Here is a 12,901-nt window from a genome sequence, read left to right on the forward strand (position 1 = left end):
CTATTTGTAACAACTTTAATTAGTATAAAAATTGACTAATCATCTTAAGAAAAGTGTATATAATCCTATTAGAACAACTTTTGTTGCTATAGTACTAATTAAATAAACCAACCTTTAAGTCGGTTTTATAAAATTTAAGGAATTACGTTCTAATCATTCCAACATGCGGAATACCATCTTCTAAATACCCTTCTCCTACTTGTTTAAATCCTAAGGAACTATAAAATTTTATTAAATATTCTTGAGCAGAAATATGAATTTTTGTCTCTTTTAAATTTTCTTCAACAGCTTTAATAGAGGCTTCCATAATAACTTTTCCATAACCATATTTTCTTTCAGACTCTTTTACTACTACCCTACCAATGCTAGCATCTTTAAAGTAGTCGCCAGATCTAAAAATACGTGTATAAGCTACAACCTCATCCTTTTTAAAACCAATAACATGTAATGCTTTTTGGTCTTTACTATCTACATCTTGATACACACAATCTTGTTCTACTACAAAAACCTCGGAACGTAATTGTAGAATTTTATAAAGCTCCTCTGTGTTTAAATCCTTAAAAGTTTTTATTTCTATATGTAACATTTAGTCTTGTACTATTATATTTTTACTATCACATTTACCATATTCTGGTTGAATATTAACATGATTTATTCCAAAATTATGGTATAAGATTTCTTCAATATTTTCTAAAATTGCATCAAATTCTGATACTTTAATATCTACATTAAAATCTATATGCGCTTCTAGATGAAATTCATCATCATTTAATTGCCAAATATGTACATGATGTATGTTTTTAACAACATCTATCTTACAAATTTCATCTACTATTTTTTGAACTTCAATGCTACCAGGAGTAAATAACATAAGTACTCTGGTAGACTCTACTAAAAGATGGTATCCCATATAAATAAGATAAAGTGCAATTGCAATGGTTAGCGTAGGATCTACCCAATACATTTTAAAAAATTTCATTAATAAGCCTCCTATTAACACTGCAAAAGATGCCAACATATCTGTTAACAAGTGCAAATATGCAGATTTCATATTCATATTACCCTTAGCGTCATTCTTTAGTAATAAAACACTAAAACCATTTGCAAATATGGCAACTAAAGACAACCAAATAACTAAATTAGATTCTATTTCTTGCGGGTTTTTAAAACGCTCTATGCCCTCCAGTATTAAAATAACAGCTACAATTATTAAGGCTGCAGCATTTACAAAAGCAGCTATAATTTCTGCTCTTTTATAGCCAAAGGTTTTATTTGTTGATGCTTTTTTCTTTGCTAATACACTTGCTATGTAACTAACAATTAAAGAAATAACATCACTAAAATTATGTAAAGCATCTGATAAAAGAGAAAGGCTCCCAGAAAGTAGTCCGCCAATTACTTGTACAACCGTAATTACAATGTTTAAAAAAATAGATATTATTAAATTTCTACCTTTTTCTTTGTGATGATGAGAATGATTGTGCGTATGAGACATAAAGCCCTTTTTTCAACATAAAGTAGCTCTAAGATACTGTAAATTATATTTATTATCTATTCTAATTCTTTACAGTAAAGATTATTGTTTTCTAACAATTTTATAACTGTTTCTTGTATATAATATTCACTTTCTACTCGTAAAATATTATCACAATCTTCTAAATCAAAATTCCAATGTGTTTCTGAAAACAAACTATCCAATTCAAGTTTTAAACTTTGAATTTGATTTTTAGTTTGCACATTTGTTTTAAAAATGAATACCATTACTTATAAATAGTTTTTATTTTACTAAATAACCTAGCGTTTAAATACTCTAATGCTTATTTTGAGGGTATTTACTCAAAATATTTTTGTCAATATAAAAAGTGCCAAAAGGAATAAAACAAGCCAAAATAACTTTCCATGTAATAGTTTTAAATTTCCAATTTTGTTCTACTCCCACACTTAATGTATTTATTATAAAGAGTAAGAATAATGCTCCATGTATTGGTCCTAAAAATTTTGTTACGCTTGGATTTTGAAAATAATATTTCATAGGCACCGCAATAAAAAAAAGTACTAAAAGTGAAATACCTTCTAAAAAACCAATAATACGAAGACGGCCAATTTTTGTTTTAAATAATTTTTTCATGTTTATCTTATATATGGTCTATTTGCAAGGGGAGAAAATGGCCAAGGAATTGCAATAAAAATGATTAATAATGCTATGGAAAACCAAATTGCTATTGTTTTATATTTCTCTTTATCCTTTAATTTTCTTTTTGCTAATGCAGAACCAATGGTTATAACTACAATTGCTATTACCATTAATAGTATATGTATTAAACCAAAAAATGTTGTGTTTATATTAGAAATAGAAGCATTAAAGTTTTTAAAAAAATAGGTTACTATCGGACTCTGAGTATATAATAAAATGCCTATTAAAAGCTGAATATGTGCAACAGTAGCTGTCCAATGCCTAATTAAGTTATCTAATTTAGAAAATGTTGTGTTTTTAAAATAACCTTTAAGCGCTCTATAAATGGAGAAAAATAAAGTTATTAGTACCAACCATCTAACAATAGAATGAAAAGATAATAACGAGTTATACATTAGCTTTCTTTGTAAAATACTAATGCAAAGGTAATAAAAACATACTACTTAGTATGTTTTATATAAAAACAAATTATTTCAAAGTATTTAAATATACCTTAAGTTCCTCTAAATAAGAATGGTAACAGTCATTACTATGATGTATTTTACCAAAATTTCTTATTCCCCAATAACTAGATATAATAAATAAAACTACCTGTTTTGGTTGTATTGTTTTACGAAATGTACCATTAGTAATACCTTTTTTAACACTAGTTTCTAAAGCTGCTTGCCACTCAATAATTAACTCATTTAAGGCTTCAGAAAATTTACTATTCCAAGGAGTCATTTCTTGAATAAAATTACTTGTAGGACACCCAAATTCTAATTTTAAAAAAGGAGTATCTAATAACAAAGATTTAGTCATTAAATAAATATCTTCAATAGGATTGTTAGCTTTCTCTAGCGGAAGAATAAAAGCGTTGTGCATTGCAGGTTTTATTATTTCATTTATAATAGCAACTCCCATTTGATCCTTTGTCTTAAAATGGTAGTAAAAAGCTCCTTTGGTTACTTTTGTTGTTGCTATTATTTCATCAATACTAGTAGTTTGATACCCTTTTTTATAAATAAGGCTAAAAGCACTATTAAGAATTGTTAGTCGGGTGTTGGATGCCTTTGTCATAAAATACTAATTAGTAGGTTTTACAAAGTAGGTAAAATATTAAAAAGATAGCTTTATTTTGAAATAAGCTTATTTAGACACGCCACAAATTTATTGAATAATAAAACTTTCTTCTATTTCTTTAAAACCAATACTATTTTTAGCTTTATCTTCAATAGCTTCTTGTTTAAAAATAATATATGTTCTTCCATTTTTAATAAAAGAAAATAAAATACCTTCATGATCTAAACTAAGAAGTGAAAATTTAAACCTAGAAGAATAAGATTCTATCTTATTATATTCACTTTTAACAATAGGCTCAAAGGTTAAGTTAGAATTTTTATATACTATATTGTCCTTAAGTTCATCTTTATAATTTTCAATATAATCTTTTACATTTAAACTTTCATTTACCCATGAAAAAGAAATTACTGCACTAGAATCAAATCCGTCTTTTTCAATACATAAATAATATCCACTACCAAAATCTTCTTTATCAACTACAGACCATCCTTTAGGACTAGTAAGTAATACACCGCTTTCATTAAATTTATATTCCGGATTTTCCTCACAAGAATAAAAAATTAATGTAGAAAATAATATTAGTAAAAATATACGCTGCATTAATTTAGTATTAAAACTATTACTTACAAGGTATTTTTTCTATTCTACGTTCGTGTCTACCGCCTTCAAAATTAGTATTTAAAAAAGTTTTTACCATTTCTAAAGCTTGTGGTAAAGAAATAAAACGTGCTGGTAAACTTAAAATATTAGCATCATTATGTTCTCTAGCTAAAGCAACAATTTCTTTAGTCCAACATAATGCACAACGTACTTTTTGGTGTTTGTTAGCAGTCATAGATGCACCGTTTCCACTACCACATATTATTATTCCTAAATCTACGCTACTATTTTCAACATCCTTTGCAACTGGATGTACAAAATCTGCATAATCTACACTGTCTGTACCATCTGTACCGTAGTTATTAACATCAATATTTAACGATTTTAATAAACCTACTATTGCAAGTTTATATTCTGTTCCGGCATGATCATTACCAATAGCTATTTTCATATGTTTAGGTATACTAATTTACAGTACAAATGTACAATACATAAGTGTATACCACAATAAATAGCTGTTTCACAACATATATTAATGTTAATAAAATATAAGTTGTTAATTACACTCGCAAATAATTGTATTAGTTGTTAATAAACTTACCAAAGAAAATAACTTTTAAATTTTGATTTCTAATTTAGAATTTGCCTTATAAAAGAAATCCAAAAAAACTAATTAACTTCTTAGAATATAACAGAAAGATATTAAGTCTACTTTTATAGAAGTTAACACTAAATTAATATTTAGTTATTATTAATTTCATGTTAACAGAGGTTATTAATATATGTTAATAAAATACGTAACATATTGATAACTATAAATTACAGACTTGTATAAATTGTCAATAAAAATATTAAACGGTTCAATACAAATTATTCTTCATTTTTTTATCCCCATTATTAACAAGCTATAATAACCACCATTGTTTTTTTAAATTTAATAAAAGAAAAATATAATATAATATATATGTTAATAACGTTAAATTAATTTTACTGTAATGGATAAAATAAAAAGTACTGAATTATAATTCGTAATTTTCCAATAAATTAGAAAGAAAGATTAATGTCAAAGAGAAATAAGAAAGCAAAGAATCATAGAAAGAACGAAATTACTAAAGGAATTTTTACAGTTTTAGAAAAAGACCCTAAAAAAAGCTTCACATATAAACAAATAGCATCTAGAATACATATTACAGATGCGCATGATAGAAACCAATTAATAAAAAGATTGGTACAGTTAAAAGAGAAAAAAAGAATTTTAGAAGAAACTAGAGGGCATTATAAAGCAATTGCCTCAACCAAAACATACCAAACTGGTACTGTAGATCTTACTAGTAGAGGCAATGCATATATTGTTATTGAAGGAATGGATGATGATGTTTTTATTCCTAACAATAAAGTAAATAAAGCATTTCATAAAGATACCGTTGAAGTATATGTTTTTCCACAACGAAAAGGAAAAAAATTAGAAGGAGAAATAACCAAAATTGTAGAACGATATAAAACAGAGTTTGTTGGTATTGTAGATATGCAAAAAGATTTTGCTTTTATAAGACCTACAGATCCAAGAATGTATACCGATATTTTTGTATCTAAAGATAAAGTTGGTAAAGCAGAAGATGGCGATAAAGTAATTGTAGAAATTACAGAATGGCCAGATCGTACAGATTCTCCTTTTGGAGAAATAAAAGAAGTTTTAGGAAAACCAGGAGAACATAATACTGAGATACATTCTATCTTAGCGGAATATGGTTTACCTCATGAATTTCCTTTAGAAGTAGAACGTTATGCACAACAATTAGACACTTCTATAAAAGAAGAAGAAATTGCAAAACGTAGAGATATGCGTAATGTATTAACTTGTACTATAGATCCAAAAGATGCAAAAGATTTTGATGATGCACTTTCTTTTCAGGTTTTAGAAAATGGAAATTATGAAATAGGAGTTCATATTGCAGATGTTTCTCATTATTTACAAGAAGATACTATTTTAGATGATGAGGCTTATGAAAGAGCAACATCGGTTTATTTAGTAGATAGAGTGGTACCAATGTTACCAGAAATTTTATCTAATAATGCTTGTTCTTTACGTCCTAATGAAGAAAAATATACATTTTCTGCAGTTTTTGAAATAGATAAAAAAGCAAATGTTATTAACGAATGGTTTGGTAGAACCGTTATAAACTCTAACGAGCGTTTTGCTTATGAAGAAGCACAACATATTATAGAAACTAAACAAGGAGATATTCCTAAAGAAATTTCTATACGTAATTCTTCTTATATAGTTTCAGATGAAGTAGTTAAAGCTACTTTAGTTATGGATGAGTTGGCAAAAATTATGCGGGCTAAGCGTATGCAAAGTGGTGCTATTTCTTTTGATAAAGTAGAAGTTCGCTTTAATTTAAATGAAGAAAGCGAACCAACAAGTGTATATTTTAAAGAAGCAAAAGATGCTAACAAACTTATAGAAGAGTTTATGTTATTAGCTAATAGAAAAGTTGCTGCTTTTATTGGAAAACAAAAACCAGAAAAAACATTTGTATATAGAATACATGATGATCCTAATGAAGAGAAGTTATTAGCTCTTAATGGCATAATTTCTCGTTTTGGACATAAGTTAAACTTTAAAGATAAAAAATCTATTAGCGCGTCTTTAAATAAGCTTCTGGAAGATGTTAAAGGTCAAAAAGAACAGAATTTAGTAGATACGCTTGCTATACGTACTATGAGTAAAGCAACGTATACTACTAAAAATATTGGCCACTATGGTTTAGCGTTTGATTATTACTCACATTTTACATCGCCAATACGTAGGTATCCAGATGTTATGGTACACCGTTTATTACAACATTATTTAGATGGTGGTAAAACTGCTAATGCAGAAGCTTATGAAGAAAAATGTAAACATTCTTCTGAAATGGAAATTTTAGCTTCCAGAGCAGAAAGAGATTCTATTAAGTACATGCAGATTAAGTTTATGCAAGATCACCAAGATAAAGAGTTTGTTGGTGTTATTAGTGGCGTAACAGAATGGGGTATTTATGTAGAAATTATAGAAAATAAATGTGAAGGAATGGTAAGTATTAGAGATATAAAAGGAGATTATTATATCTTTGATGAAAAGGAGTATGCCATTGTAGGTGAGCGTACTAATAAAACCTACCAATTAGGAGATGAAGTTATTGTAATGGTAAAAAACACCGATTTAATAAAACGACATTTAGATTTTTCTCTTATAGGAATAAATGAAAAGGTTTCTATTTTGGAATAACTTTTGTTTTAGTACGTATATACATACTTAAAAACGAATATGAAAAAAACAGTTTTATTTTTTATTTTCATCGTAATTAGTCTACAGACTATATGCGCTCAAAATGAAAAAATAACCGTAGGATTATCAGAATTTTCAGAACTTAAAGGTTTTGATGGTCTCTCTATTAATCTAATTAAAAGTACAGAAAATAAAGCAGTAATATCTGGTGATAATATTGATGAGGTTGTTTTTGTTAATAAAGAAGGTGTTCTTAAAATACGAATGGAAATCAATAAGATATTTAGTGGTTATAAAACTTTTATAGATTTATATTATACAAAATCTTTAATAATTATTGATGTTAATGAGGATGCAAGAATTGTTTCTAAGAAAATAATTCAGCAAGATGTATTAGAACTAAAAGCCCAAGAAGGAGGTGAACTTGTTATAGCAGCTGAAGTAGAACAACTTTTAATAAAAACAGTTACTGGTGGTGTTATAGAAACATCAGGAACAGCAGATTTACAAGATGTAGCTATTAATACAGGAGGTATTTATGAAGGTAAAAGTTTAATTACTAAATTTTCTACTGTAAATGTAAATGCAGGTTCTAGAGCAGAAATATATGCATCAGATTATGTAAAAGCTTCTGTAAAAGCTGGTGGCGAAGTATTAGTATATGGTAACCCTGCTAAATTTGAAGAAAAAACCGTTTTTGGTGGTAAAATAACTAAAATGTAATTTACCCCAATATGTTAGAAGATATACAGGCAGCTATTCCTCTCGGATTTTTACTAAGTTTTATGATTGGCCCTGTTTTTTTTGTTCTTTTAGAAACTAGTGCTATAAAAGGATTTAGAGCAGCAATTGTTTTTAATCTTGGGGTAATTATTGCCGATATACTTTTTATAACCATAGCTTATTTTAGTAGTTTTCAATTATTAGAAAATCTAAGCAATGAACCTGGATTGTATGTTTTTGGAGGTGTAATATTAGTAATATATGGTATAACTAGTATTGTAAAGAAAGAAGCCAAAAAAGAAGAAACGATAAAAGTTACCTCAGGACATTATATTAGTTTATTTGTAAAAGGCTTTTTACTAAACTTTATAAATATTGGAGTTTTAGTTTTTTGGCTTGGAATAATAATAGTAGTAGGTCCTAGTCTAGAAAATGACTCTAATAGAATTATACTATTCTTTGCTGCAGTATTAATTACGTATTTTACTATAGATATTTTTAAAATCTTATTGGCTAAACAATTAAAAAGAAAATTAACTTTTGATAGAATAAGGTTAGTAAAAAAGTTTCTGGGAGTTGTTTTAGTTATTTGCGGATTAGTACTTATTATAAAAGGATTTCTGCCAAAAGATAAATTTACTATCGAAGAAGGTATAGAAAAAATGGAACAAATAAGAGAGTAATAATGTGCTAATAAACAGTATATTAAATAAAAAAACCCTCTATTAAGAGGGTTTTTTTGGAGGCATCGAGCGGATTCGAACCGCTGTACAAGCTTTTGCAGAGCTGTGCCTAGCCACTCGGCCACGATGCCATTTTAGTGGTGCAAATGTAATGCCTTATTTTTAGCTTTCAAAAATATATAATCAGGATCTTTTAGATTTTAATGTAATAGTTACTTTTTCTACATCGCCACCTATAGGAGGGTTTATTTTAGAAACAGCTACAGATACTTCCATAACTATATTGATTTCTAGTAAAATACGTTTAATTATACGATCTGCAACATGTTCTAAAAGTTTAGCAGCAATTGCCATTTCTTCTTTTACAATATGATTTATATGAACATAATCTACCGTATCTTTTAAATTATCAGATGCTGCTGCATTAGCTAAATCTGCTTTTACAGATACATTTACAAGATAATCGCTACCTATTTTAGTTTCTTCTGCTAAGCAACCATGATAGGCATAAACCTTAATATTAGTAACTTCTATTATTCCCATGAGTATCTTTAATTTTTAGCAAAATTAAAGCAAACATTTGGTTTTTAGTAGGTACATCTACAATTACTAACACCTTGGAATAAATCTAAACCTAATGTTACTACATGTGTTCCTGTACTATATCCTAAAATTTCATTAAGAATTACTTGGTAAGAATATCCAAAATAAAAATTGCTCTTTTTTAAACCAATAATTGGAGCTATATATAGTGGGTCACCAATTTGATCATTTAAAAAACGGTAGGTAACACCAGCATAGTAATAGTCTTCAAAATCGTACCATCTAAATTTTACATTTAAATCGGTAACAGATCTACCATCACTTTCAAATAATTGAAAGAAAACAGAAGGCTCTATTTCTAAATTACTGTTTTTACTTCTTTTATATCTATATCCCGTATAAGCGTAATAGTTTCTTAGTCTATTAGGTTCAAAAATTGGATTAAATTTTGATAAATCTTTATCAATTATGTTAGATGCATTTGCACTTATATAAAACTTATCTTTTCTATATAATAAACCTACATCAAAGTTATGATTGGTTGTTGCTCTATCATCTGTTACACTTGGATCAATAATGCTAAAGTTTTCAATATCTATTCTAAACTGGTTAAAATTATACGATAAACCAAAGGATAAAAACTCATCATCATACCTATCTATGGTTAAATGGTGGGCAAAAGATAATCTAGCTCCTCTTTGCTTAGTTTCTCCATTACTATCATTATATAATAAAATACCTACACCAGATTTTTCTCCTAATCGCATATCTGCAGCTAAAGATTGCGTGTCTGGCGCATCTTTAATTCCTACCCATTGTGTTAATCCATTAATCCTAATTTTTACATGATCACCGATACCTGCATAGGTAGGCGACATTACAAAAGGATTATCTGCTAAATACTGCGAGAGTTGTGGTAATGTTAACTCTTGCGCTTTAGCACCAAAGACACTTAGTAGTAGGAGGACTAAGGTTAATAATTTATTATACATAGTAGTTTAGGTTAAGTTTTTATCTGTATAAAGTAAAGTGGCCAACAAATTCACGATCGTCTTCTTCTCCACGTAATTTTATTACATACCAATAATCTCCTGTTGGTAGTTCTGTTTGTCGGTAAAGACCATCCCATGGATTATCATTAATACCCATTCTATAAACTTCTCTACCATAACGATCAAAAATGATAGTTAGTATTTCTGGGAAGGCTTCTTGGTTTTTTGGGAACCAAGTATCATTAAGACCATCGCCATCTGGGGTAAATACATTTGGTATATCAAGATCTATAAATTCCATATAAATACTTGCTACAGATTCGCAACCATTTTCATCTATAACGGTTACAGTATAGGTATCTGTACGGTTAATTCTAAAAGTATTATCCGTACCATTATTTCTATCGCCCATGATAAAGGTGTACTCTTCTTTACCTCCAGTTACTACAGCTGTAATTTCATTAAGGTTACGTTGCTCAAGAGATAGAACAAGAGGTTCAAAATCTTCTATTACAAAATCAAAGGTTTGTACGCATCCATTTGCGTGTGCTATTGCTATGTAATGTGTTCCTGGAGTAGAATTTCTAAAATCAGGATTTAATTGCATATCATTAGGATCCGTAGAGTCTATAGCATATAATACATCTCCTAAAACACTAGAATCTTCTAAGGTTATGTTTACATAATTGGTAGGCACATCTCCACTACACTCATAAACAGGAGTAATAGTTGCATTAAGGTTAACACCAGGTTCTACATCTACAACAATATTAGTTTCACAGTTATTAACATCTCTAACAAATATTAGGTAGTTCCCTGCAGCAAGATTTGTAAAGTCTAAACGATCTTGTATAAAATCTACTTCGGAATTAGAATTAATAGCTGTTCTATATGGTGCTGTTCCTCCTTGAATGTTAATAGTAATAGCACCATCTTCATCGCCAATACATGTTTCTGGGGTTATTACGTTTGGATCTACTGTTAAAAGGTCTGGAGCAGTAATAGTATAATTTAATTCTTCAAAACATCCGTTTTGATCTTGTGCAATAATAGTATAGTCACCAGGAGCTAAATCTGTAAATGTATTAATAGTATCAAATTGGTTTAAGTTTGGAGAAATAGCATATTGATACCCTCCAGAACCTCCAGAAAGAGTTACTGTTATACTACCATTTTCTTCACCATTACATAAAACATTTATAACTTCTTCAGTGTAAGTTAAAGGCGTTGGTTCTGTTATAATTACTTCTTCTGCAGGAGCTGTACAATCTTCGCTGATTACATTTACATAATATGTACCTGCTGGTAGATTACCAAACTCACCTTGTGATTGTGGTCCTGCTATTCTTGATCCTATTGTTAAAGCAGCATCCGTAAATAATTCATATTGATAGTTACCTAATCCACCATCTGCACTTGCATATATAGTTGCTGTAGATTCTCCATTACAACTAATGATAGCAGCGGAAGTATCAACCGTTAAAGTAAGAGGAACTATAGCATTTTCTGTAATAGCATTTGAAGCTACAGAAGCACATGCGCCACCTAAATCTCTTACAAAATATTGATGTTCCCCTGCACCTAATATACCTGTTTCAGGTAATGGCATTGGATTACTAGTCATAGGTAGAAAAGTAATATTATCTATACTGTATTCGTAAGTACCACTACCGCCTGTTGCACTTAGTTCAAACTCTACTCCTGTTGCACAAGTTAATGGGTCTGTACGTAGTAAAGTTGCTTCTATTCTAGTTGGTTCTGTAATAGTTACCTGATTAGTTTCCACATCACAATTCCATCCATCAGAAACAGTAATACTATATATGCCAGGACCAAGATTTGTAAAATCAGGACTTGTTTGTTGTCCAGAGGTAAATGTAATAGAAGTACCCGTAGTATCGTAATAATTAATTTGATACTCATAACTACCACTACCATTTATAACATTTGTAGCAGATACTGTTGCTGTTTTATCACCAAAACAAGCTAAAGTAGTGTTTAATGGAATTGCATTTGCAGTTACTGCAAGTGGCATTACCAATAAGTTAGGGTAGTTATTTGTAATAGAACATCCACCAGCATCTACAACGGTAACGCTATAGTCTCCTGCAGATAATCCTGTAAATAAAATTGTGGTTACATCAAAAGCAGTATCGAAAACTTCAGCTGTTGTTGTATTAGTAACGGTAATATCATAAGGAGCAAAACCACCTGTTGGGGATATACTTATTTCTCCCTGATCATTAGTACATTCAACATTTGTTAAAACAGTAGTTATTTCGGTTAAGTCCATATCTGGAGATACTATAGTTACCATATTAGTATCATCGTCACAGAAAGGCTCCGTAGTTTCTGTTATTCTTACGTAGTAATTACCACCGTTAAGACCTGTAATTAATCTTGGATTAACACTTGTATCTGTATTAACTTGCGCTCCAATTGGGTTATCTGAATCATCAAATACTTGATAATCATATGTACCACTATAACCAGTAATATTAATTTCAATTGAACCATTACCATCATTGAAACAAATTACTGGGTCAATAGCGGTTGCAGTTACCTCTATTAAATCATATGGAGCAATTTCATACGGAGCTGTAAGCACATAACATCCTGTGTTTGTGTCTGTAATTCTAAAAGTATAGCTACCCACTTGCGTTAAGTTAAATTCAGCTGTAACATTAGTAGGAGTTGCTGTTAAAGTACCGTTTGTGTTACCTAATGGTAATAATTCGTATGTATATGAATTAGTTGGGTTTCCATTATCAGTAACGGTAATTAATACTTGTTCAGGATTAGCAATATCACAAGTAATAGCATCTACTTGAGAAAC

At 29.3% G+C, this 12,901-nt stretch carries 14 protein-coding genes and 1 tRNA gene; 3 read left to right on the top strand and 12 right to left on the bottom strand.

The window, feature by feature from the left end:
- Positions 1 to 142 precede the first annotated feature (142 nt).
- The 8 genes from Q0820_RS16470 to Q0820_RS16505 form a co-directional block, all read right to left on the bottom strand.
- Positions 143 to 586, bottom strand: a complete 444-nt coding sequence (locus Q0820_RS16470; RefSeq protein WP_298489316.1) for a GNAT family N-acetyltransferase — start codon at positions 584 to 586, stop codon at positions 143 to 145.
- Complete coding sequence (locus tag Q0820_RS16475) at positions 587 to 1,495, bottom strand: cation diffusion facilitator family transporter (RefSeq protein ID WP_298489318.1); 909 nt, start codon at positions 1,493 to 1,495, stop codon at positions 587 to 589.
- 56 nt (positions 1,496 to 1,551) lie between these two features.
- Positions 1,552 to 1,761, bottom strand: coding sequence for a hypothetical protein (locus Q0820_RS16480; RefSeq protein ID WP_298489319.1), 210 nt, complete (start codon positions 1,759 to 1,761; stop codon positions 1,552 to 1,554).
- A gap of 49 nt (positions 1,762 to 1,810) precedes the next feature.
- Positions 1,811 to 2,128 (bottom strand): DUF3817 domain-containing protein, encoded by a 318-nt coding sequence (locus tag Q0820_RS16485; protein ID WP_298489321.1) that lies wholly within the window; start codon positions 2,126 to 2,128, stop codon positions 1,811 to 1,813.
- Positions 2,129 to 2,130: 2 nt separating this feature from the next.
- Positions 2,131 to 2,589 (bottom strand): hypothetical protein, encoded by a 459-nt coding sequence (locus Q0820_RS16490; protein ID WP_298489323.1) that lies wholly within the window; start codon positions 2,587 to 2,589, stop codon positions 2,131 to 2,133.
- Positions 2,590 to 2,662: 73 nt separating this feature from the next.
- Positions 2,663 to 3,253 carry a TetR/AcrR family transcriptional regulator gene (locus Q0820_RS16495; RefSeq protein WP_298489325.1) on the bottom strand — a complete coding sequence of 197 codons (591 nt, stop codon included), beginning with the start codon at positions 3,251 to 3,253 and terminating at the stop codon, positions 2,663 to 2,665.
- 90 nt (positions 3,254 to 3,343) lie between these two features.
- Positions 3,344 to 3,856 (bottom strand): hypothetical protein, encoded by a 513-nt coding sequence (locus Q0820_RS16500; protein WP_298489327.1) that lies wholly within the window; start codon positions 3,854 to 3,856, stop codon positions 3,344 to 3,346.
- Positions 3,857 to 3,875: 19 nt separating this feature from the next.
- Positions 3,876 to 4,307 (bottom strand): RpiB/LacA/LacB family sugar-phosphate isomerase, encoded by a 432-nt coding sequence (locus tag Q0820_RS16505; RefSeq protein WP_298489329.1) that lies wholly within the window; start codon positions 4,305 to 4,307, stop codon positions 3,876 to 3,878.
- Between the two features lie 609 nt (positions 4,308 to 4,916).
- Here Q0820_RS16505 and rnr point away from each other — a divergent pair.
- The 3 genes from rnr to Q0820_RS16520 are packed head-to-tail and all read left to right on the top strand — an operon-like array spanning position 4,917 to position 8,530.
- Positions 4,917 to 7,124: a ribonuclease R gene (rnr, locus tag Q0820_RS16510; RefSeq protein WP_298489331.1), complete on the top strand. Its 2,208-nt coding sequence runs from the start codon at positions 4,917 to 4,919 to the stop codon at positions 7,122 to 7,124.
- A 39-nt stretch (positions 7,125 to 7,163) separates the two neighbouring features.
- Positions 7,164 to 7,847 carry a head GIN domain-containing protein gene (locus Q0820_RS16515; RefSeq protein ID WP_298489333.1) on the top strand — a complete coding sequence of 228 codons (684 nt, stop codon included), beginning with the start codon at positions 7,164 to 7,166 and terminating at the stop codon, positions 7,845 to 7,847.
- Between the two features lie 11 nt (positions 7,848 to 7,858).
- Positions 7,859 to 8,530, top strand: coding sequence for a LysE family transporter (locus Q0820_RS16520; RefSeq protein ID WP_298489334.1), 672 nt, complete (start codon positions 7,859 to 7,861; stop codon positions 8,528 to 8,530).
- Positions 8,531 to 8,587: 57 nt separating this feature from the next.
- On the opposite strand, the gene Q0820_RS16525 is transcribed toward Q0820_RS16520, so the two are convergent.
- From Q0820_RS16525 to Q0820_RS16540, 4 genes are all read right to left on the bottom strand, one after another.
- Positions 8,588 to 8,661 (bottom strand) — tRNA-Cys (locus Q0820_RS16525).
- A gap of 52 nt (positions 8,662 to 8,713) precedes the next feature.
- Positions 8,714 to 9,073 carry a dihydroneopterin aldolase gene (gene folB, locus Q0820_RS16530; RefSeq protein ID WP_298489336.1) on the bottom strand — a complete coding sequence of 120 codons (360 nt, stop codon included), beginning with the start codon at positions 9,071 to 9,073 and terminating at the stop codon, positions 8,714 to 8,716.
- A gap of 44 nt (positions 9,074 to 9,117) precedes the next feature.
- Positions 9,118 to 10,065: a type IX secretion system membrane protein PorP/SprF gene (locus Q0820_RS16535; RefSeq protein ID WP_298489338.1), complete on the bottom strand. Its 948-nt coding sequence runs from the start codon at positions 10,063 to 10,065 to the stop codon at positions 9,118 to 9,120.
- A 19-nt stretch (positions 10,066 to 10,084) separates the two neighbouring features.
- On the bottom strand, positions 10,085 to 12,901 hold a 2,817-nt coding region (locus Q0820_RS16540), incomplete at its 5' end, for a T9SS type B sorting domain-containing protein (RefSeq protein WP_298489339.1).

The sequence above is a fragment of the uncultured Maribacter sp. genome, assembly GCF_947495965.1.
In the GTDB taxonomy this organism is placed as follows: Bacteria; Bacteroidota; Bacteroidia; order Flavobacteriales; family Flavobacteriaceae; genus Maribacter_B.

What these genes read in the sequence shown, in the direction of transcription:
- Q0820_RS16535 (WP_298489338.1), bottom strand. Translation starts at nt 10,065, where the DNA reads ATGTATAATAAATTATTAACCTTAGTCCTCCTACTACTAAGTGTCTTT.
- rnr (WP_298489331.1), top strand. Translation starts at nt 4,917, where the DNA reads ATGTCAAAGAGAAATAAGAAAGCAAAGAATCATAGAAAGAACGAAATT.
- folB (WP_298489336.1), bottom strand. Translation starts at nt 9,073, where the DNA reads ATGGGAATAATAGAAGTTACTAATATTAAGGTTTATGCCTATCATGGT.
- Q0820_RS16500 (WP_298489327.1), bottom strand. Translation starts at nt 3,856, where the DNA reads ATGCAGCGTATATTTTTACTAATATTATTTTCTACATTAATTTTTTAT.
- Q0820_RS16515 (WP_298489333.1), top strand. Translation starts at nt 7,164, where the DNA reads ATGAAAAAAACAGTTTTATTTTTTATTTTCATCGTAATTAGTCTACAG.
- Q0820_RS16505 (WP_298489329.1), bottom strand. Translation starts at nt 4,307, where the DNA reads ATGAAAATAGCTATTGGTAATGATCATGCCGGAACAGAATATAAACTT.
- Q0820_RS16475 (WP_298489318.1), bottom strand. Translation starts at nt 1,495, where the DNA reads ATGTCTCATACGCACAATCATTCTCATCATCACAAAGAAAAAGGTAGA.
- Q0820_RS16470 (WP_298489316.1), bottom strand. Translation starts at nt 586, where the DNA reads ATGTTACATATAGAAATAAAAACTTTTAAGGATTTAAACACAGAGGAG.
- Q0820_RS16485 (WP_298489321.1), bottom strand. Translation starts at nt 2,128, where the DNA reads ATGAAAAAATTATTTAAAACAAAAATTGGCCGTCTTCGTATTATTGGT.
- Q0820_RS16520 (WP_298489334.1), top strand. Translation starts at nt 7,859, where the DNA reads ATGTTAGAAGATATACAGGCAGCTATTCCTCTCGGATTTTTACTAAGT.
- Q0820_RS16490 (WP_298489323.1), bottom strand. Translation starts at nt 2,589, where the DNA reads ATGTATAACTCGTTATTATCTTTTCATTCTATTGTTAGATGGTTGGTA.
- Q0820_RS16495 (WP_298489325.1), bottom strand. Translation starts at nt 3,253, where the DNA reads ATGACAAAGGCATCCAACACCCGACTAACAATTCTTAATAGTGCTTTT.
- Q0820_RS16480 (WP_298489319.1), bottom strand. Translation starts at nt 1,761, where the DNA reads ATGGTATTCATTTTTAAAACAAATGTGCAAACTAAAAATCAAATTCAA.